This is a genomic window from Pseudoxanthomonas sp. CF125, assembly GCF_900104085.1.
GTDB lineage: Bacteria > Pseudomonadota > Gammaproteobacteria > Xanthomonadales > Xanthomonadaceae > Pseudoxanthomonas_A.
This window is the reverse complement of sequence record NZ_FNLD01000001.1, coordinates 1,685,461-1,705,840: the sequence shown is the minus strand read 5'-3', so window position 1 is coordinate 1,705,840 and position 20,380 is coordinate 1,685,461. Positions and strand designations below refer to the sequence as shown.

The window sequence follows — 20,380 nt, the reverse complement described above, 5'->3', positions numbered from 1 at the left end:
CACAGGTGCGGCCGGCGTGGCATGCTGTGGCCCCGATCGCCAGGCAGGCCGTGGATGAAACTCGCCATCCTCTCGCGCAACAGCAAGCTTTATTCCACCAGGCGTCTGGTGGAAGCGGCGCGCGCACGCGGCCACACCGTGCGCGTCCTCGATCCTCTTCGCTGTTACATGCGCATTGCCAGCGATGGTTTCAGCATGCATTACAAGGGCAAACCGATCGCCGGCTACGACGCGGTGATCCCGCGCATCGGCGCCTCCATCACACGCTACGGCACCGCCGTGTTGCGTCAGCTGGAGCTGATGGGCAGTTACACGCCCAATCCCTCCGATGCGATCCTGCGCGCGCGCGACAAGCTGCGCGCGCACCAGTTGCTGGCGGCCCAAGGCATCGGTATGCCGATCACCGTGTTCGGCGACAACCCGGACGACACCGTGGACCTGCTGTCCATGCTGGGTCCTCCGCCGCATGTCATCAAGCTCAACGAAGGCACCCAAGGGGCGGGGGTGATGCTGACCGAGAAACCCTCCGCCTCGCGCAGCGTGATCGAGGCGCTGCGTGGGCTGTACGCCAATTTCGTGGTCCAGGAATTCATAGGGGAAGCCCAGGGCGCCGATGTGCGTTGTTTCGTGGTGGGCGACCGGGTGGTGGCTTCGATGCGGCGGCAGGCGCCGGAAGGCGACTTCCGTTCCAACCTGCATCGGGGCGGCACCGCCGAGCCGGTCGAAGCGAGCCAGGCCGAAAAGGATGTTGCAGTCCGCGCGGCGCGCAGTCTGGGACTCAACGTGGCCGGTGTGGACCTGATCCGGGCGCAGCGCGGCCCGCTGGTGCTGGAGGTCAACTCGACCCCGGGGTTGGAGGGCATAGAGCAGGTATGCGGCCAGGACATTGCGGGCTTCATCATCGACCAAGTAAGGGTCGGCGCACGTAAAAAATAGATATAGATCAATATCTTATTTTAAATAGAATGCTCATGCGCGGTAGCCCTGGCAAGGCTTTAACAGGGCTTTAATCAGCCCCGGCGTAGCTTTGCCCGACCGCAGCTCTGTGCTTTCCGGGGACGTCAGCCCTGGGGGCCGAATTACGGTAATCGGGTAACCCTTTGGCCCAGCCGGACGCTGTCCGGCCGGGCCTTTTTACTGGTGGGTGCGACGAGGACAGGCTCCATTCCCTATGCCAGAATCAACCCGCTTCCGCGGGGGCGCGGGAGTCCTTCGGCCTGTCGAGACCGGGCATGAAAGGCTTAAGGAATTTCATCTAATTGTTGTTGGAGCGCACTCATGTTCAGATTGGCGTTTATATCCTTACTGCTGGCCATGGTCAGTGGCCCGGCATTCGCAGCGACGACGAGGGCGTCGGTGGACGTCGCCGAAGGCGCATTCGCAGAACAAAGGAAGGCCATTGAGGCCGACCTGGCGGATGGCGAAACGTATAGTGAGATCAGTACGGAAGACCGTGCTACCGTGAATCAGGCACTGGATCGGATCGCCGGTCTTTTTCAAACCTACGGCAGCGTCGAACGCCTTTCCTGGGAAGACAGGACCCAGATGTTCAACGACCAGGAGCAGATCAACAACATCCTGACCAAGGCCGGCGAGGACAGCAGACTGGTCTGCAGGCGCGAAAAGAAGGTCGGCTCGCACCGCGTCACGACCCAGTGCAGCACGGTCGCCAATCGCAGGCGCGCAATGGAAGACTCGCAGAATGTACTACGGGATAACCGCAGGATCATTCTACCCGCCGGCAATTGATTTGCTATTCGCCGGCAATTGATTTGGAGTAATTGATGCGAATTCTGGTTATCGAAGACAACAGCGACATCGCGGCGAACCTCGGGGATTACCTCGAGGACCGCGGCCACACCGTGGATTTCGCGGCCGACGGCGTGACCGGCCTGCACTTGGCGGTCGTGCATGACTTCGATGCGATCGTACTGGACCTCAATCTTCCGGGCATGGACGGCCTGGAAGTTTGCCGCAAGCTGCGCAACGAAGCACGCAAGCAGACGCCTATCCTCATGCTCACCGCGCGCGACACGCTGGACAACAAGCTGGCTGGTTTCGATTCGGGCGCCGACGACTATCTGATCAAGCCGTTCGCATTGCAGGAAGTCGAGGTCCGCCTGAATGCGCTATCGCGCCGCGGCAAGGGCGTGCAGACGCGGGTGCTGGAAGTGGGCGAGCTGGAGTACAACCTGGACACGCTGGAAGTGCGCCGCCAGGGCAAGCTGCTGCAGCTCAATCCGACCGCGCTGAAGATCCTGCAGGCGTTGATGGAAGCCTCGCCTGCGGTGGTCACCCGCCAGGAACTGGAAACCCGTGTGTGGGGCGAAGAGCTGCCCGATTCGGATTCGCTGCGCGTGCATATCCATGGGCTGCGCGCGGTGGTAGACAAGCCGTTCGATACGCCGTTTATTCAGACCCGTCATGGCATTGGTTACCGGATAGCTGCTCCGGATGCCTGAAACCGATAGCCCTCGGCGTAATCGGCGGCAGTTGCGTTTTCGGCGAAGACTCCGAACCCGAATCATCCTGTCGTTCTTTCTGCTCGGTACCGGGCTTACGGCGCTTTTCGCCTATCTGACCGATTACACCCGTCAACGGGTGGAGAATCAGCTCGTCGAAGACGTGATGAATCGCAATATCGACGAGTATGCAAGACGCTTCTACGCTAATCCTGCAAAAAACCCTGATTTGCCGGTACAGCAAATCAGGGCGTATGTCTTTACGCCGGACAAGTTCGATCGCGTCCGGGAGGAGCGTCCGGAATGGGTCAAACTGCCGAACGGAAACCACAATATTTCCGATGTTGACGAGAGTGGTGATCCACTTGTCTACAAACTGGCGGTACGCAAGACGCCAGAGGCATGGTTCTTCCTGGCCTACGACATTTCCGGGACGGCTTCAGGCCAGCGCCAATTCATGCGCGCCATTTACCTGTCCGTCCTGATTTTCAGTGCACTATCGTTGGTAGTCGGCTGGTGGGCAGCATCACGCGTGATGAGTCCGGTGTCGGAATTGGCGGCCCGGTTGCGTTCCTATCGCGGCAGTAGCAATCCCAAACCGTTGGCGACCCATTTCCCCGAAGATGAGGTGGGCGAACTGGCAAAGGCGTTGGACGACTATGCCGCCCGCCTTACAGAGGTGGTGCAGCGCGACCGTGAGTTCAACGCCGACGTCAGCCATGAGTTACGTACTCCGCTTGCTGTCATCAGAGGAGCGACCGAGTTGCTATTGGCCCGACCTGGGTTGGATGAAAAAGTCGAGCAGCGTCTTTTCCGAATCCAGCGTGCGGAACAACAATGCACCGACTTGATCGGATCGTTGCTGCTGCTGTCGCGCAACGAGCGTGGACAAGGCAACACGCTGGTGGCGCGGGTCGCAGAGCAATTGCTGGACGCTCATCGCGCGCAATTGGGAAACAAGCCCTTGATCCTGCGCATGGAAGGCGAAAGCGGGTTGACTGTGGATGCGCCGGAATCAGCGGTTTCGGTGGCGCTGGGCAACCTGATCGGCAATGCGGTGAAGTACACGCTGGAAGGCGATGTGGTCGTGCGATTGATGGCCGACAGTGTGGAGGTGATCGACTCGGGCCCAGGGCTCAGTCCTGAAGACGCCGCACGCTTGTTCGAACGTGGGTATCGCGGTACCCATGCCGGTCATTCGCAAGGCGGCGGCATCGGCCTCTCCATCGTCAGCCGCCTGTGCGAACTCTACGGTTGGCAAGTGGGCGTGCGGCCCGGCGAGACGCGCGGCGTCATCGCCACGCTGAAGTTCACCATCGACTAAGCAGATCGTAGAGCCGAGCTTGCTCGGCTGCTCTTTGCGGGACATGCAAAGCAGCCGATCAAACTGACGTACGGCCCGGCGGGCAAACCGATTCCACCAGCAAGAGATGCTGCTCGAAGTCGTGGGAGCGGCGTCCCGCCGCGAGCTTTGCTTTTGCGCAACCAAGGCAACGAGGCAAAAAGCTCGCGGCGGGACGCCGCTCCCACGAGGGCATTGTCCCGCGCTACCGCGGAGCGATCACAGGTAATCGAGCCAACCGTGCTTGTCCTCGGTCCGCCCCTCGAACAAACCGAAGAACAGGTCCTGAATCTTCTTGGTGACCGGCCCAGGCTTGCCGTCGCCCACCGGCTTGCCGTCGACCGAACGCAGCGGCGTGATTTCGGCCGCGGTGCCGCACATCAGCAGCTCGTCGCACAGGTACAGGTACTCGCGCGGGATGTCGCGTTCGATCACCTCGATGCCGTTGTCGCGCGCCAGGCGGATGATCGAATTGCGGGTGATACCCGCAAGCAAAGAAGCGCTGGCGGGCGTGGTGTGCAGCGCGCCTTCGAACACCAGGAACAGATTCTCACCCGCGCCCTCGCTGAGCAGACCGGTGGAAGCCAGCGCAATCCCTTCGCCATAACCATGCCGACGCGCCTCGCGCGTGACCAGCTGGCCGGAAAGATAATTGCCGCCGGCCTTCGCGCCCGCCGGCAGGGTGTTCGGCGCGAAGCGCTGCCAGCTGGAGACGCAGGCGTCGATGCCTTTCTCCATGCCGTCTTCGCCCAGGTAACGGCCGAACTCCATCGCCGCGATGGCCATGTCGATCGGTGTATCGGCCGCGATGCCCACGCCACCGTAACCGCGGAACACGATAGGACGCAGGTAGGCCTTGCTCAGGCCGTTGACGCGGATGATTTCCTTGCACGCCGCATTGATCTCATCGAGCGTGTAGGGAATCACAATGTCGTAGATCTTGGCCGACTGGAACAGCCGCTTGTTGTGGTCGTTGAGGCGGAACACCGCCGTGCCTTTCGGCGTCTCGTAGGCGCGGATGCCTTCGAATACCGAGGAACCGTAATGGATGGCATGCGCCATCACATGCGTGGTGGCTTCCGCCCAGGGCTTGATGACGCCGTTGTGCCAGATTTTGTCGGGGAATTTCATGGGGGGCTCCTGTTGACCCCTCCTATTCTGCCAGTTGCAGCCGCCCTTGTAGGAGCGGGCCCCGCCCGCGACGCTTTTGGGCATACATGGCATTGCGTCAAAAGCGTCGCGGGCAGGGCCCGCTCCTACAGGCTGATCCAGAAGCAGTTGTAGCTGCGGTGCAGGCCGAATACCGTGCGCGAGGGGGTGCTGCCGTTCTTCAAGGTCTGTTCCAGGCGCAGTCCAATCGGGCGCTGCGGCGCCGCCGTCTGCGGGTAGTAGCCATCGCTGTTGTCGTCGATCACTACTCCGTCTGCATCGACGATGGGTGGCGGTTGGGGGCGCACCGGTACGATGTCCACCAGCGGACGGTCGACGACGGCCTGCAGCTTGTCGAGAATGCTGTTGGCCGCCGCATTGGAAACGCCCGTCCATTGGTACACGCTGGCCAGGCGATTGACGTCCTTGTTCTCCACTGCCGAGGTGATCTGATAGACCAGATCGCTCAGCGTCCGTGAACAACCCGCACGGTAGATGCCTCCCGACCCGCTTGAGCTGCCAGGCGTGACCTGCGGCAACCGGTCCATGGCCCCGATGTCTTCGCAGCGCTTGTCGGTATAGACGGTTTCGCCGCTCATCGTGGTGCAGCGCTGTACTTTCTGCGCGAACGCCGGCGCCGCCGCGCCGTATAGGGCGGCGCTGGACAATAGGACCGTGAGCAAGAGCGGACGCATCATCGTGCAGCCTAACCCGTCGCCATCAGGCGAGGGAAGGACCGCGCTGCGCCGGTTCAGTCAAGCCGGCTCAATACCGATTGCGTGGGCTTGGCCAGGTTGAGCGTATAGAAATGCAGCGCCGGGGCGCCGCCTGCAATCAGGCGCTGGCACAGGCCGGCCACCACATCGGCGCCGAACTCGCGGATGCCGTCCGCATCGTCGCCCAACGCCTGCATGCGCTTGCCGATCCAGCGCGGGATCTCGGCGCCGCAGGCCTCGGAAAAGCGCTTGAGCTGGGTGTAGTTGGAGATGGGCATGATCCCGGGAATGATCGGAATCCGCACGCCCAGCTTGCGTACGGCATCGACGAAGTGGAAATACGCGTCGGCGTTGTAGAAATACTGGGTGATGGCGCCATCGGCGCCGGCATCGACCTTGGCCTTGAAGTGCTTCAGATCGGTCAGCGCGTCGTCGGACTGGGGGTGGGTTTCCGGATAGGCGCCCACTTCGATATGGAAAGCGTCGCCATGCTCGGCACGAATGAATTCGATGAGTTCGGAGGCGTAGCGCAAGTCGCCCGGATGGCCCATGCCCGAGGGCAGATCGCCACGCAGCGCGACGATGCGCTTGCAGCCCAGGGCGCGGTAGAGACGCAGCAGTTCGCGGATTTCCTCGCGGCTGCCGCCGACGCAGGAAAGATGCGGCGCAGCATCGAAACCGTGGGTCTGGTTGAGATGGCGGACGGTTTCCGAGGTGTAGCTGAGGGTCGAACCACCGGCGCCGAAGGTGCAGGAAACGTATTCCGGCGAATGCGCTTTGAGTTTTTCCGCAGTACGGTCCAGCTGTGAACGTTGTTCGTCGGTCTTGGGCGGATAGAACTCGAAGGAAACGGGTGTGCGCATTGGCTAGGTCCGCGTGCGTGCAGTCGGGAGTCGCTCCCAGAACGAATCGTCATCCCCGCGAAGGCGGGGACCCAGCGACTTTCGCATTTCGCCGAAGAGCAAAGTCCCTGGGTTCCCGCCTTCGCGGGAATGACGGCCGAAAAATTACGCTTGAACAAAAAGACGGCAAAAACAGGGCGGCGAACCGAAGAACGCCGCCCCTTCGATCAGTAGCGGTAATGCTCCGGCTTGTACGGTCCGTCCACATTCACGCCCAGATACGCGGCCTGTTCGGCGGTCAGCGTGGTCAGCTTCACGCCGATCTTCTCCAGGTGCAGGCGCGCCACTTCCTCGTCCAGCTTTTTGGGCAGGATGTACACGGTCGGCTCGTACTTGTCCTTGTTCGCCCACAGGTCGATCTGCGCCAGGGTCTGGTTGGAGAACGAGTTGGACATGACGAAGCTCGGGTGGCCGGTGGCGCAGCCCAGGTTGACCAGGCGGCCTTCGGCCAGCAGGAAGATCGCGCGGCCGTCGGGGAAGGTGTACTTGTCCACCTGCGGCTTGATGTTGAGCTTGACCACGTTCGGGAACTCATTCAGCGCATCGACCTGGATCTCGTTGTCGAAGTGGCCGATGTTGCAGACGATGGCCTGGTCCTTCATGTGGCTCAGGTGCTCGATGGTCAGCACGTCCTTGTTGCCGGTGGTGGTGACGTAGATGTCGCCGCGGCCCAGGGTGCTTTCCACGGTGTTGACTTCGAAGCCTTCCATCGACGCCTGCAGGGCGTTGATCGGATCGATCTCGGTGACCACCACACGGGCGCCGTAGGCACGCAGCGAGTGCGCCGAACCCTTGCCCACGTCGCCGTAACCGCAGACCACGGCGACCTTGCCGGCCAGCATCACGTCCATGGCGCGCTTGAGGCCGTCGGCCAGCGATTCGCGGCAGCCGTACAGGTTGTCGAACTTGGACTTGGTCACCGAGTCGTTGACGTTGATGGCCGGGACCAGCAGCGACTTGTTCTCGACCATCTGGTACAGACGGTGCACGCCGGTGGTGGTTTCTTCGGAAACGCCCTTCCAGTCCTTGACCACGGTATGCCAGAAGCCGGGACGCTCCTTGGCCACGCGCTTCAGCAGGTTCTTGATGACGCCCTCCTCGTGCGAAGAGGCGGGTTCGTCGACCCACTTGGAGCCGTTTTCCAGCTCATAGCCCTTGTGGATCAGCAGGGTGACGTCGCCGCCGTCATCGACCACCAGCTCCGGACCCTTGCCGCCGGGAAAGGTCAGCGCGTCGAGCGTGCAGTCCCAGTATTCCTCCAGCGACTCGCCCTTCCATGCGAACACCGGCGTGCCGGTGGCGGCGATGGCTGCGGCGGCGTGGTCCTGGGTGGAGAAGATGTTGCACGAGGCCCAGCGCACGTCGGCGCCGATGTCCTTCAGTGTTTCGATCAGCACCGCGGTCTGGATGGTCATGTGCAGCGAGCCGGTCACGCGCACGCCGGCCAGCGGCTTGCTGGACGAATACTTCTTGCGGATCGACATCAGGCCCGGCATCTCGTGCTCGGCGATATCCAGTTCCTTGCGGCCCCAATCGGCCAGGGTGATGTCGGCGACCTTGTAGTCGCCGTCGGTCGAGAATTTGCGTACTGCGTTCATGGCATTGCTCCGGGTAGCGCGGTCGAGGACCGCATGTTATCCGGGCGCCGTTGCAGGAACTGTTCACCGAGCCTGGCCGGACTCCAGTGGTCTCGGTCGCAGCGCCCCTCGGCGAAGGCTAGGCATTATATCTCTTATTCGCGATGAAAGGATATACGGGTGATGCGGCTGTGTCCGGCCACGACCCAGGGCGGTCGGCCCGGTCAGGTCAGCCCGGCGGACACGGTCACCGAATGGCAGGCTTCCGTAGAGACATTCGGGTGACTCGGAAGAGGCGCGCAAGCGCTCGTTCTGCTGTCTTGGGACAAGCGGCCGTCCCCGATGCCGCATTGCACAAAACGACCGCAGCTTCGGTTAGGCTTCGGCCTCCCACCTGCCTTGCGAGACGCAACTGCTGATGAACGATCCACGCAGCCTCGAATTCGCCGCTCCCGACCTGCCGCTGCGCGACGACGTGCGGCGCCTGGGCGCGCTGGTGGGCGGCATGCTGGCCGAACAGGTGTCTCCGGAATTCCTGCAGGAGGTGGAGAAGGTCCGTACTACCGCCATCGCCCGGCGTCAGGGCGACGAGCCGCCGGCTTCGCTGGCCGGCCTGCTGGCCGGGCTGGAACCGCATCGCGCCGAGTCGCTGATTCGCGCCTTCAGCGCCTATTTCCAGGTGGTCAACATCGCCGAGCGCGTGCATCGTATCCGCCGCCGCCGCGATTACCAGCGCGCCGGCAGCGCGCCGCAGCCCGATGGTCTGCACGATGCGCTGATCAAACTGAAAGCGCAGGGCGTGACCCTGGAGGAACTGGCCGAATGGCTGCCGCGCATCGATATCGAGCCGGTGTTCACCGCCCACCCGACCGAAGCCGTGCGCCGCGCGCTCTTGGAAAAAGAGCAGCTGATGGTGGCCAGTCTGGTCAACGATCTGGATGGTCAGCGCACGCCGGGCGAGCGCGCCACCGATATCGCGCGTTTCCGCATGGCGTTGACTTCGTCGTGGCAGACCGCCGATTCCTCGCCGGTGCGCCCGGGCGTGGAAGACGAGCGCGAACATGTCGGCTTCTATGTCACCAATGTTCTGTACCGGGTCATGCCGGTGCTGTACGAAACCCTGGAAACTTCGCTGGTCGAAACTTTCGGCAAAGCCATCGACGTGCCGCGATTGCTGCGCTTCGGTACCTGGGTGGGCGGAGACATGGATGGCAATCCCAATGTCGATGGGGGCACCATCGCCGCGACCCTGCGCGCGCAGCGTCGTTCCGTGCTGCAGCTGTACCTGAAGGAGCTGCGCCAGCTGACTACGCTCCTGAGCCAGTCCAAGGACATGGTCGGCGTATCGCCGGAAGTCGAGGCCCAGGTCGCGCGATATCGCGCGTTGCTGCCGCAAGCCGCGTCGCGTTCCAAGCCACGCCACGCCGACCAGCCTTACCGCCTGCTCAACGACCTGATGCGCGCGCGCCTGCAGGCGACCCTGGAGGATGCGCCCGAGGGTTATTCCACGCCGCGCGAGTTCGCAGACGACGTCGATCTGATCCTGCATAGCCTGGAACAGAACCGCGGCGTGCATGCGGGCTGGTTCGCGGTGCGCCGGCTGGCATGGCGGGTGCGCAGTTTCGGCTTCCACCTGGCGCGGCTGGACGTGCGCCAGGAATCCAGCGTGCATGCGCGCGCGGTCGCCGCCGCGTTGAAGGACGAAGGCTGGGAATCGCGCGACGCAGTGGAAAGAGGAACCCTGCTGGGACCGTATGCGAGCGGCGAAACGCCGTTGCCGCACAACGACGACGAGATCGGCCTGCGCATGGATGCGGTGTTCGCCGCGCTCGCCGAAGCGCGGCGGCTGCACGGCACCGATGCGCTGGGCGCCTATATCATCAGCATGGCCCACAACCGCGCCGACGTGCTGACGGTGCTCGCATTGGCGCGGCGCGGCGGGCTGGTGGACGAAAACGGGAACGTTCCGCTCGATATCGCTCCGCTGTTCGAAACGATCGACGACCTTCAGCATGGCCCGGATACGCTGCGCGACCTGCTTGCCGACCCGGTCTACCGCACCCACCTGGAAGCGCGCGACAACGTGCAGATGGTGATGCTGGGCTATTCCGACAGCGGCAAGGACGGCGGTATCGCCGCTTCGCGCTGGGGACTGCAGCGCGGACAGGTGGAGCTGCTGCAGGCGGCCAAAGAATTGGGCATCAAGCTGACCTTCTTCCACGGCCGCGGCGGTTCCATCAGCCGCGGCGGCGGCAAGACCACGCGCGCCGTGGACGCCTCGCCGCGCGGCAGCGTGGACGGCCGTTTGCGGGTGACCGAGCAGGGCGAAGTGATCCACCGCAAGTACGGCATCCGCGCGCTGGCGCTGCGCTCGCTGGAACAGGCGACCGGCGCGGTGCTGGTGTCCAGCCTGCGTCCGCGTCCGCTGGAACCGCGCGAAGGGAAGTGGCGCGAAGCGATGGATACGGTGGCCAGGGAAAGCACGCGCGCGTACCGCGGTTTCGTGGATGCGCCGAAGTTCATGGACTATTTCCGCAACGCCACGCCGATCGACGTGATCGAACGCATGACGCTTGGGTCGCGCCCTTCCCGGCGTCTGGGCGAAGACGCGGCGTTGACCAACCTGAGAGCGATTCCCTGGGTGTTCGCTTGGAGCCAGTCGCGCGCAGTGATTCCGGGCTGGTTCGGGGTAGGCAGCGGCTTGCAGGCGGTGATCAAGGCCGGCGGCGAGGAGACGCTGCGCGAGATGGCGCGCGACTGGCCGTTCTTCAAGACGTTCCTGGACGACATTTCCATGGTGCTGGCCAAGGGCGATCTGAGCATCGCGGCGATGTTCTCGCGCATGGCGGGGCCGTTGCACGACGAGTTTTTCCCTTTGATCGAACGCGAACTCGCGCTGACCAAGAAGTGGGTGCTGCGGCTCAACGACAACGAGTGGCTGCTGCAGAACGACCAGCGTCTGGCGCTGTCGATCCGTCTGCGCAATCCTTATGTCGATCCGATCAGCGTGCTGCAGGTCGACCTGCTGAAGCGCTGGCGCGAAAGCGGTCGCAACGACGATGCGTTGCTGCGCGTGCTGGTGGCCAGCGTGAATGGCGTGTCGCAGGGCGTGCAGAACACGGGGTAGTGCCGCTAGCTGGCATACGTCGCGTTCTGCCGTGCAGAACAGTATCGAGATACTTTCAGTCGTCATCCAAGCGCAGGCTGGAAGCGCTTTTCAACAGCCGAATGGCTGGTCATCCATCTTGCTCTTGCTCTTGCTCTTGCTTCTGCTTCTGCTTCTGTCTCCTCCCTCGCGCGCAGCGCAGGGGAGGATTGAGGAGGGGTGCTCTTGATCTTGCTTTTGCTCTTTACTCTTGCTTAGAAGCAAAAGCGTTGACCAGCCGTTCGGCTGTTGAAAGCCGCGCGTTGCGCGAGTCACTTTTCTTTGAGCGGCAAAGAAAAGTAACCAAAAGAAAGCCGCCCCCGTATCAAGTACGGGGCAGGCTCTACCGTCACGCCCGGCGATGAAGCCGCCGGGTCCGCAAGCCCGTCGGGAATTTCCGTAAGACACATCCCTGTATCAAGTACAGGGCAGGCTCTGTGTCTACGGAAGCGGCGCACATCCCTGTGCGCCGCCCCTGCGGGGTTTGCCCGACGGGCTTGCCGCGACTCACGGGGCTGAATGGCAAAGGCGAAGTCAAAACCAAGCAGAAGCAAAAAAAGCGGAAGCACGCTTCACTGTTCACCCGGTCTGTTTGTGGAGCCAAGTCACCATGTCTGCGACCACATTGCTGCGCGCAGGCTCCGCTTCGTTATAGATCTCGTGATACAGCTCCGCATAGTCATGGCTTTCTACTACGCCGGGTGGCGCGACCCTGGTGAACTCGCGGGCGCCGGAGGGATCGACCAGGCGGTCGCTGCCTGCGATCTGCAACAGGGTCGGGACCGGCCAGCGCGCGGCCGCCGCGATGACTTCCGGGCCTGCTTCGAAAATATATCGCGCCAGCCGCGCGCTGATCCGGTTGTGGTTGGCGGGATCGTCCAGGTAGGCGCGTTCGATGCCCGGCGCATGCGAAAGTTTGTCCGCCGGCAGGCCGTTGGCCACGGTGAAGTCGGGCGCGAGTCGCATCAGGGTCTTGCTGAGCAGGCGGTCGAACCCACCCGCATGCGATGCCAATGCGGGTGAAGAAGCGATCAGGCCACGCGGCCGCAAGCCGAGCTTGCCCACCGCATGCATGGCGACCAGCTCACCCATGCTGTGGCCGAACAGAAAGGGCGGGTCGCTGCCTTCTTCGGCATACGCCTGGAAGATTTCAACTACGTCGCTCGACAAGCAGTCAGACCTTTTCCCGACCACGCCGCGCCTGCCTTGCGACCGGCCATGCCCGCGATGGTCGAAGACGCGGACCGAGATGCCTTGCGCAGTGAGATCACGCGCCAGCGCTGCATAACGGCCGCCGTGTTCGCCCAGGCCATGTACCACCAACACGCGTGCCCGTGGTTGCGCGGTGGGCCAGTCGTTGACATGCAATGCAACGCCGTCGCTGGTCTGGAAAAGGGCGACGGAGGTTTGCATACGGTTCACCGGCGTAGGAGCGACGTAAGTCGCGAAGGATATACGACTCAAAGCGAGCTACGGTTTCGCGACTTACGTCGCTCCTACGGCGTCCGAGCGCCTAGCTGTATTCAGGCGTCCAGCTCGTTCCAGCGCTGGTAGGCGTGTTCCAGCTCGGCCTGCAACTTTGCGGAGGCTTCGTTGTAGGCGAGGATGGTAGCGCTGTCCTGTTGGTAGAACTTGGGTTCGTTCATGGCGTCGGCGCGCGCTGCGATCTCCGCTTCGAGCTTCTCGATACGCTCCGGCAACAGCTCCAACTCGCGCGCATCCTTGTAGCTCAATTTGCGCTTGGGCGCGGCGGCTGTGGCCGCCGCGGCGGTCTGCACCGGGCTGGGCGAGGCCTTCACTGGTGCGGCGGATTCGGCGTTGAATAGCGCGCTAGGACGCTGGCGCACCCAGTCGGTGTAGCCGCCCACGTAATCGGCCAGGCGGCCCTGGCCTTCCAGCACCAGCGTGCTGGTGACCACGTTGTCGATGAACTCGCGGTCGTGGCTGACCAGCAGCAGGGTGCCCTTGTATTCGCCCAGCAGCTCTTCCAGCAGCTCCAGCGTTTCCACGTCCAGGTCGTTGGTGGGTTCGTCCATCACCAGCAGGTTGGAGGGCTGGGCGAACAATTTGGCCAACAGCAGGCGGTTGCGCTCGCCGCCGGACAGGCGGGTGATCGGCGCACGCGCGCGTTCGGGTGAGAACAGGAAATCCTGCAGGTAGCCGATGATGTGCTTGCGGGTGCCGTTGATCTCGATGAAATCGCGGCCCTCGGCCACGTTCTCCAGCGCGTTGAGGCTGTCGTTGAGCTGGCTGCGGTGCTGGTCGAAGTAGGCGACCTGCAGACCGGTGCCCAATCGCACCTCGCCCTGCTGCGGCTGCAGTTCGCCCAGCATGATCTTCAGCAGCGTGGACTTGCCGGCGCCGTTGGGACCGATGATGCCCACGCGGTCGCCGCGCATGATGGTGGCCGAGACGTCGTTGAGCAGTACGCGGCCGTCGTAGGCCTGGGTGACGTGTTCAAACTCGATGACCTTCTTGCCGGAATTCTGCGCCGCCGAAACCTCCATCCGCACGTTGCCGCTGAGGTCGCGACGCTGCGAACGCTCGCGGCGTAACGCCTTCAGCGCGGTGACGCGGCCTTCGTTGCGGGTGCGGCGGGCCTTGATGCCCTGGCGGATCCAGATTTCTTCCTGCGCCAGCAGTTTGTCGAAACGCGCGTTCTCCTGCGCTTCGGCATGCAGGCGTTCTTCGCGGCGGCGCAGGTAGTTTTCGTAGTCGCCGGGCCAGCTGGTGACCTGGCCGCGGTCGATTTCCACGATGCGCGTGGCCAGCGCACGCAGGAAACTGCGGTCGTGGGTGACGAAGACGATGCTGCCTTCGAACTGCTTCAGGAACCCTTCCAGCCAGGCGATCGCATCGATGTCCAGATGGTTGGTGGGCTCGTCCAGCAACAGGATGTCGGGCTTGCGCACCAGCGCCTGGGCCAGCAGCACGCGGCGCTTCATGCCGCCGGAGAGCGCGGCGAAATCGGCGTCCTCGGGCAATTCCAGTTTGGTCAGCACCTGCTGCACGCGCAGGTCCAGGTCCCAGCCGTGCTGGGCCTCTATCTTTTCCTGCGCATCGCCCATCGCTTCCATGTCGCCGTCGTGCAGCGCATGGTGGTACAGCGCCAGCAGGTGGCCCAGATCGCCCAGGCCTTCCGCCACCACGTCGAACACGGTGCCGCTGGTGTCCTGCGGTACTTCCTGGGCCATGCGCGCGACCACCACGCCGTTCTGCAGGCGCACTTCGCCGTCGTCGGGAGTGATCTCGCCGGCCAGCAGCCGCATCAGGGTGGATTTGCCCGCGCCGTTGCGCCCCACGATGCAGACGCGCTCGTTGGGTTCCAGGGTAAGGTCGACGTGTTCGAGTAGGAGCGGTCCGCCGATGCTGAAATCGACGCGCTGCAGTTGCATTAGGGACATGGCGCCATTGTACAGCCCAGCTTATGCGCGAACTGTAGGAGCGGGCCCTGCCCGCGACGCCTTTTCCGTCCGAAGAGCGGTCGCGGGCGGGGCCCGCTCCTACAAAGAGGACAGCAGATCGCCAATACCTATTGGTAGAGGTAGCGCACCACGTGGAAGAACACCGGCGCGGCGTAGACCACCGAATCCAGCCGATCCAGGATGCCGCCGTGTCCTTCGATCATCTCGCCCCAGTCCTTGGCGCCCAGGCTGCGCTTGACCGCCGACAGCGCCAGCCCGCCCAGGAAACCGCACGCCACGATCAGCAGCGACAGCAACGCCGATTGCAGTGGCGTGAACGGGGTGATCCACCACAACGCCGCGCCCACGCCCGCCGCGGAAAGGCCGCCACCCACCAGCCCTTCCACCGTCTTGGAAGGACTCACCAGTGGGGCCAGCAGGTGCTTGCCGAACAGCTTGCCGAAGACGTACTGCAGCACATCGCTCAGCTGCACCACCAGCAGCAGATAGAACAGCAGCAACAGGTTCTGGCCCTCGTAGCCCGGGATGCGCAGCAGCATCAGCGCCGGCGCATGACTGAGGCAGTACACGGTCAGCATCAGGCCCCATTGGACCTTGGTGTTGCGTTCCAGGAAGTTCTCGGTGTCGCCGGACAACGCCGAAACCGCCGGCAGCAGCAGGAACCCGAACACGGGGATGCACATCACGAACAACCCGTACCAGTCGATGCCGATCAGCCAGTACTGTAGGGGGATGGCGACGTAGAAGCACAGGCACAGCGACCAGTGGTCGCCGCGCCGCGTCGGCGTGAGGGTCAGGAACTCGCGCAGCGCGAAGAACGAAAGCAGGGCGTACAGAACCAATGTGGCGGTTTTGCCCAATAGGAAGCAGGCCGCCAGCACGCCGACCATGACCCACCATGCGCGTACCCGCGCGTTGAGGTTGTCCACCACCGGTCCGGGCTTGCGTTTGGCCAGAATCCAGCCGACCAGGCTGGCCAGCAGCAGCACGCCGACTACGCCTGCGATCACCCACCAGAATTTCTGCGGTGCGCGGGCCAGAGCGGTTTGCAGGAAGCCGTCTAGGGACAGGTTTCCGGACGAAAGATCCGTAATCATGCCAGCGCCTCCACCGCGTTGCGTGCGCGCTGCAGGAAATCTTCCTTGCCCTCATCCGCCTTCAGCTGCGTCGCCGGGCCGAAGCGCACGGTGCAGATCAGCGGCACCGGCAACAGGCTGCCCTTGGGCATGCTGCGGCGGGCGTTGTCCAGATGGACCGGAATCAGTTCCACCTCGGGAAAGCGCGTGGCCAGATGGAATAGCCCCGACTTGAACGGCAGCAGCCGGGTTTCGCTGTTGCGGGTTCCCTCGGGAAACAGGATCAGCGATTCTCCGGCGGCCAGCGCGTCGTACAGCGGCTGCAGCGGGTCGCCTTCGCAGTGTTCGCGGTTGCGTTCGATCAGCACCGCGTTGAACCCGTTGCGGGCGACGAAATTCCGCAGGCCGCTGCCCCAGTAGTCGCGCGCGGCGACCGGGCGCGTACGTTTGCGCAGCCGTGGCGGCAGCGCGGACCACAACGCCACCGTGTCCACATGGCTGGAATGGTTGGCGAAGTAGATGCGTTGCTTGCGCGTGGGCTTGGAGCCGGCCCAGCGCGGATAGGCGCCGAGGAATATATGCACGAAGTAGACCAGTAGGCGGGAGAACACCGCCTCAGCCCTTCTGATGCAATTGGCCGGCGATCGCGCGGATGCGGGTGTAGCAGGTCAGCGCCGATCCGGCGGCGATGATGGCCGACGCCAGCAGCAAGCAATGGTGGGTTCCATTCCAGCGCCACTCCGCCGCGCCGGCCAGGCAGGCCACGGTCAGCACCGCCATACGGTGCGGCTTTGCCATCGGTCCGCGGAAATCCTGGGCCAGGCCCGAACTGCCGCCGAATACGCGGACATAAGCGGTGAGCGCGGCCAGCAGGGCGCCCAGCCAGCCCAGCCACGGCTGCAGTGCGGCGTAACCCAGCGCCACGATCAACAGGGAATCGGCGATGCGATCGGGGAATTCGTTGTAGAGCGCGCCCGTCGGCGACTGCTTGCCGCCTTCCACCGCGACCATGCCGTCCAGCAGGTTGCACAGCAGGCGCAGCTGCACGCAAACCGCTGCAAGCAACAGACCCGCCGGCGAAATTCCCCAGGTCAGCATCATCGCGCCGACGCATGCGAAGAAAATGCTGAGTATGGAGATCTGGTTCGGAGTGATGGAAGAGCGCGCCAGGGACGCACTAAGCGCACGCGCCCAGCTACTGGTTCGCGCGGCTATCGGCCTGCGGTTGTCGTCGTTCCCCATGCGCCTATGGTAGTGCAGAACCCGGGCGTGGACAGTCCTCGGGATCAGCGAACTGCACGCACCGTCACCAGACAGTCGGCCGGTAGACGTAGGTCGGGGCTACGCCACCGACCTCGGAGAGGCGGACGCATTCGGAAGCGCGCATCGATGCCATCGCTGCGCGCGTCGGCCACGTAGGGCCTGCCCGCACTTGATACGGGGACCGACCTAGGGCGGTGGTCAATGGGGGCACGCCAATGAAAAAGCCGCATCGACTTCATTACCGTGCGGGTCGGGGGCGTAGCCCCGACCTACGGCAAGCCATTTTTCTTGAGGAAGGCAGGCGGTGGAGCTACCAATCCGTCGGCCGGTAGTCCTTGAGGAACTGTCCCCAGACGTGTTCGCCGGTATTGATGCCATGGATGATCGGGTCGACGATGCGGGCAGCCCCATCGACGATGTCCAGCGGCGGGTGGAAGCGTTCCTGCACGGTCTTGCGGGCGGCCAGTTCCACCGGATCCTCGTCGGTCACCCAGCCGGTGTCGACGCTGTTCATGTGGATGCCGTCGCCGTGGTAATCGGCGGCGGCGGTGCGCGTCATCATGTTGAGCGCGGCCTTGGCCATGTTGGTGTGCGGGTGGCGGGTGGTCTTGAAGTTGCGGTAGAACTGGCCTTCGACGGCGGACACGTTGACGATGTGTTTGTCGCGCTCGGGTGTGCGCAGCATCAGCGGCTTGAGGCGCGCATTGATGAGGAAGGGGGCGATGGCGTTGACCAGCTGCACCTCCAGCAACTCGACCGACGGCACCTCGGCCATTTGCAGGCGCCACGAATTGCGGCCGCGTAGGTCCACTTGCTGCAAGTCCTGATCCAGCCGGCCCTCGGGGAACAGGTGCTTCTGCCCCAGCAGTTCTTCGGCCAGCAGCGGCACCTGCGAAAGTTCCGCGGCGTGGGTGAGGCCGGCGACTTCCGGAAAGCCTTGCTTGATCGCAACCTGCAAAGCCGAAGCTTCCGGCAGCAGGTCGTGACTGCGCAGGCCCTCGTAGCTGCCCAGCAGTTTGCGCACGTGTTCGGGCGTGTCGCGCAACGCGGCGGTCTCGGCTTCCATCATGTGCGCATAGAACTCGGGCGGGCGGCGCACGGTCTGGCAGGCGTTGTTGATGATGAAGTCCAGGCGCGGATACTTGGCCGACAGTTCGCGGCAGAACGCCTCCACGCTGGGCGTATGGCGCAGGTCCAGGCCGAACACTTCCAGCCTGTGGCCCCACTGTTCGAAATCCGGCTCCTGCGCGTACCGCGCCGCCGAATCGCGCGCGAAACGCGTGGTGACGATCAGATGCGCGCCGGCGCGCAGCAGCTTCAGCCCGGCCTGATAGCCGATCTTCACCCGTCCGCCGGTCAGCAGCGCCACGCGCCCGCTCAGGTCGGCCAGTTCGGTGCGCTTGGCGAAATTGAACTCCGCGCATTCGGGGCACATCTGGTCGTAGAAGTGATGCACCTGCGTGTACTTCTTCTTGCACACGTAGCAGTGCCGCAACTCGGGCGATTCCAATGGCTCGGGCCGCTCTTCCACGTTGTCTTGGGCGACGAAGCCGGCCGGCGGGAAGTAGTTGGGTGTGGTGAATACCGGTGCGCGGCGCAGGGCGCGGATGCCGGTCTGGTCCAGCAAGGCGTCGGCGCGGCGCAGCTTCTCGGCGTGGCGTTCGCGTTCCAGCTCTTTGGTTTTTTTCCTGCGCAGCTTGGGCTCGGGGTGGTAGATGGAAGCGATGGCCTTGTGCAGGCGCACGCGTTCTTCCTCCGGCCACATATCCAGCACGGTGCGGTCGGCAGCGATGGCCTCCAGCAGCTGTAGTGTCTGGTCCAGGTTGGGGTCGGCGGTCACGGGTATTCCAGTCGAGCGGTGATAGGCAGGGTTGCAAAAAGAATACGGGCCTTTGCAGGCCCGTATTCTCCAACCTTTGTCATCCCGAGCGTAGCGAGGGATCTGCTGTGCCGCTTGCTGCCAGCAGATCCCTTACTTGGTCCGGGGTGACATTGATTTTTACTTCAGGCCAGCAGCCTTGCGCAGCTCATCGGCCTTGTCGGCCTTCTCCCACGAGAACGAAGTGGCGGTGTGCTTCTTGCCCGTGCCGTCGGTGTAGGTGAATTCCTTGGGCTTGCGGCCGAAGTGGCCGTAGGCGGCGGTCTGCTGGTACATCGGGTGGATCAGGTCCAGCATCTGCAGGATGCCGTACGGACGCAGGTCGAAATACTTGCGGATCAGCTTCTCGATCTTCTCGTCGGAGATCTTGCCGGTGCCGAAAGTAGTGACCGAGATCGAAGTCGGGTGGGCCACGCCGATGGCGTAGCTGACCTGTACTTCGCAACGGTCGGCCAGGCCGGCCGCGACCACGTTCTTGGCGACATAGCGTGCAGCGTAGGCAGCGGAACGGTCGACCTTGGACGGGTCCTTGCCGGAGAACGCGCCGCCGCCGTGACGGGCCCAGCCGCCGTAGGTGTCGACGATGATCTTGCGGCCGGTCAGGCCGCAGTCGCCCACGGGGCCGCCGATCACGAACTTGCCGGTCGGGTTGATGTGGAACTGGGTGCCCTTGTGCAGCCACTTGGCCGGCAGCACCGGCTTGAGGATTTCCTCGCGCACGGCTTCCACCAGGTCCTTCTGCTTCACGTCCGGATCGTGCTGGGTGGACAGCACCACCGCATCGATGGCCACGGCCTTGCCGTTTTCGTAGCGCAGGGTGACCTGCGACTTGGCGTCCGGGCGCAGCCACGGCAACTTGGAATTCTTCTGCTTGCGGATCTTGGCCTGCTGCTCGACCAGGCGGTGCGACAAGTGGATCGCGGCCGGCATGTAGCTGTCGGTTTCGTTGGTGGCGTAGCCGAACATCAGGCCCTGGTCGCCAGCGCCTTGTTCTTCGGGCTTCTTGCGGTCCACGCCCTGGTTGATGTCCGGCGACTGTTTGCCGATCAGGTTCAGCACGCCGCAGGTGGCGCCGTCGAAGCCGACTTCGGAGCTGTCGTAGCCGATGTCCACGATCACCTTGCGGGTCAGCGCTTCCAGGTCGATCCAGGCGCTGGTGGTGATTTCGCCGGCGACGATGGCAACACCGGTCTTGACCATGGTTTCGCAGGCCACGCGCGCGCGCTTGTCCTGGGCCAGGATGGCGTCGAGCACGGCATCGGAAATCTGGTCGGCGACCTTGTCCGGATGGCCTTCGGAGACCGATTCGGAGGTGAAGAGGTAGTTGGACATTCGGCTTATATCCCTTGATCGAGATGAAAAGATGGGTGCGCATGATACACGCACCGGGTAGAACGCGCATTGTGCCGGGTTCAGGACGCGATTGGCGTTAAGGAATCCGGGC

At 63.6% G+C, this 20,380-nt stretch carries 15 protein-coding genes, 1 pseudogene and 1 riboswitch; of the genes and pseudogenes, 5 read left to right on the top strand and 11 right to left on the bottom strand.

Going from position 1 to position 20,380, the window contains the following annotated elements; genetic code table 11:
• Nucleotides 1–54 precede the first annotated feature (54 nt).
• From rimK to BLR66_RS07730, 4 genes are all read left to right on the top strand, one after another.
• Nucleotides 55–936, top strand: coding sequence for a 30S ribosomal protein S6--L-glutamate ligase (rimK, locus tag BLR66_RS07745; protein ID WP_093282677.1), 882 nt, complete (start codon nt 55–57; stop codon nt 934–936).
• Nucleotides 937–1,278: 342 nt separating this feature from the next.
• Complete coding sequence (locus BLR66_RS07740; protein ID WP_255402337.1) at nt 1,279–1,749, top strand: hypothetical protein; 471 nt, start codon at nt 1,279–1,281, stop codon at nt 1,747–1,749.
• A gap of 35 nt (nt 1,750–1,784) precedes the next feature.
• Nucleotides 1,785–2,462: a response regulator transcription factor gene (locus BLR66_RS07735; RefSeq protein WP_093282672.1), complete on the top strand. Its 678-nt coding sequence runs from the start codon at nt 1,785–1,787 to the stop codon at nt 2,460–2,462.
• The gene (locus BLR66_RS07730; protein WP_093282667.1) at nt 2,455–3,786 is read left to right on the top strand and encodes a sensor histidine kinase; all 1,332 of its coding nucleotides are present in this window, start codon (nt 2,455–2,457) and stop codon (nt 3,784–3,786) included. Before BLR66_RS07735 ends, BLR66_RS07730 begins: the two co-directional genes overlap by 8 nt.
• Nucleotides 3,787–4,023: 237 nt before the next feature.
• Here BLR66_RS07730 and BLR66_RS07725 read toward each other — a convergent pair whose 3' ends face one another.
• The 4 genes from BLR66_RS07725 to ahcY all read right to left on the bottom strand — a co-directional run bounded on the left by BLR66_RS07725 (nt 4,024) and on the right by ahcY (nt 8,169).
• A complete protein-coding gene (locus tag BLR66_RS07725; RefSeq protein ID WP_093282657.1) occupies nt 4,024–4,935 on the bottom strand; it encodes a branched-chain amino acid transaminase in 912 nt (303 codons plus the stop codon).
• A gap of 125 nt (nt 4,936–5,060) precedes the next feature.
• On the bottom strand, nt 5,061–5,651 hold the full coding sequence (locus BLR66_RS07720) for a hypothetical protein (protein WP_255402336.1): 591 nt from the start codon (nt 5,649–5,651) through the stop codon (nt 5,061–5,063).
• A 53-nt stretch (nt 5,652–5,704) separates the two neighbouring features.
• Complete coding sequence (gene metF / locus BLR66_RS07715; RefSeq protein ID WP_093282652.1) at nt 5,705–6,532, bottom strand: methylenetetrahydrofolate reductase [NAD(P)H]; 828 nt, start codon at nt 6,530–6,532, stop codon at nt 5,705–5,707.
• A gap of 206 nt (nt 6,533–6,738) precedes the next feature.
• Complete coding sequence (ahcY, locus tag BLR66_RS07710; protein ID WP_093282648.1) at nt 6,739–8,169, bottom strand: adenosylhomocysteinase; 1,431 nt, start codon at nt 8,167–8,169, stop codon at nt 6,739–6,741.
• A 35-nt stretch (nt 8,170–8,204) separates the two neighbouring features.
• Nucleotides 8,205–8,285, bottom strand: a riboswitch (S-adenosyl-L-homocysteine riboswitch).
• A 281-nt stretch (nt 8,286–8,566) separates the two neighbouring features.
• On the opposite strand from ahcY, the gene ppc reads away from it, so the two are divergent.
• Nucleotides 8,567–11,275 carry a phosphoenolpyruvate carboxylase gene (gene ppc, locus BLR66_RS07705; RefSeq protein ID WP_093282643.1) on the top strand — a complete coding sequence of 903 codons (2,709 nt, stop codon included), beginning with the start codon at nt 8,567–8,569 and terminating at the stop codon, nt 11,273–11,275.
• Nucleotides 11,276–11,872: 597 nt separating this feature from the next.
• Here ppc and BLR66_RS07700 read toward each other — a convergent pair.
• The 7 genes and pseudogenes from BLR66_RS07700 to metK all read right to left on the bottom strand — a co-directional run bounded on the left by BLR66_RS07700 (nt 11,873) and on the right by metK (nt 20,268).
• Nucleotides 11,873–12,706, bottom strand: coding sequence for an alpha/beta hydrolase (locus BLR66_RS07700; protein WP_093282638.1), 834 nt, complete (start codon nt 12,704–12,706; stop codon nt 11,873–11,875).
• Nucleotides 12,707–12,816: 110 nt separating this feature from the next.
• Nucleotides 12,817–14,697, bottom strand: a complete 1,881-nt coding sequence (locus tag BLR66_RS07695) for an ATP-binding cassette domain-containing protein (protein WP_093282634.1) — start codon at nt 14,695–14,697, stop codon at nt 12,817–12,819.
• Nucleotides 14,698–14,825: 128 nt separating this feature from the next.
• Nucleotides 14,826–15,815, bottom strand: coding sequence for a phosphatidate cytidylyltransferase (locus tag BLR66_RS07690; protein ID WP_093282629.1), 990 nt, complete (start codon nt 15,813–15,815; stop codon nt 14,826–14,828).
• Entirely contained in the window at nt 15,812–16,405 is a 594-nt protein-coding gene (locus tag BLR66_RS07685) for a lysophospholipid acyltransferase family protein (protein ID WP_093282624.1), read from the bottom strand. Before BLR66_RS07685 ends, BLR66_RS07690 begins: the two co-directional genes overlap by 4 nt.
• A gap of 4 nt (nt 16,406–16,409) precedes the next feature.
• Nucleotides 16,410–17,036, bottom strand: coding sequence for a CDP-alcohol phosphatidyltransferase family protein (locus BLR66_RS07680; protein ID WP_093282620.1), 627 nt, complete (start codon nt 17,034–17,036; stop codon nt 16,410–16,412).
• Between the two features lie 331 nt (nt 17,037–17,367).
• Nucleotides 17,368–18,867: pseudogene (locus BLR66_RS07675) on the bottom strand (SDR family oxidoreductase); the annotation flags it as partial.
• Between the two features lie 189 nt (nt 18,868–19,056).
• Nucleotides 19,057–20,268, bottom strand: a complete 1,212-nt coding sequence (metK, locus tag BLR66_RS07670) for a methionine adenosyltransferase (protein ID WP_093282615.1) — start codon at nt 20,266–20,268, stop codon at nt 19,057–19,059.
• Nucleotides 20,269–20,380: the final 112 nt, after the last annotated feature.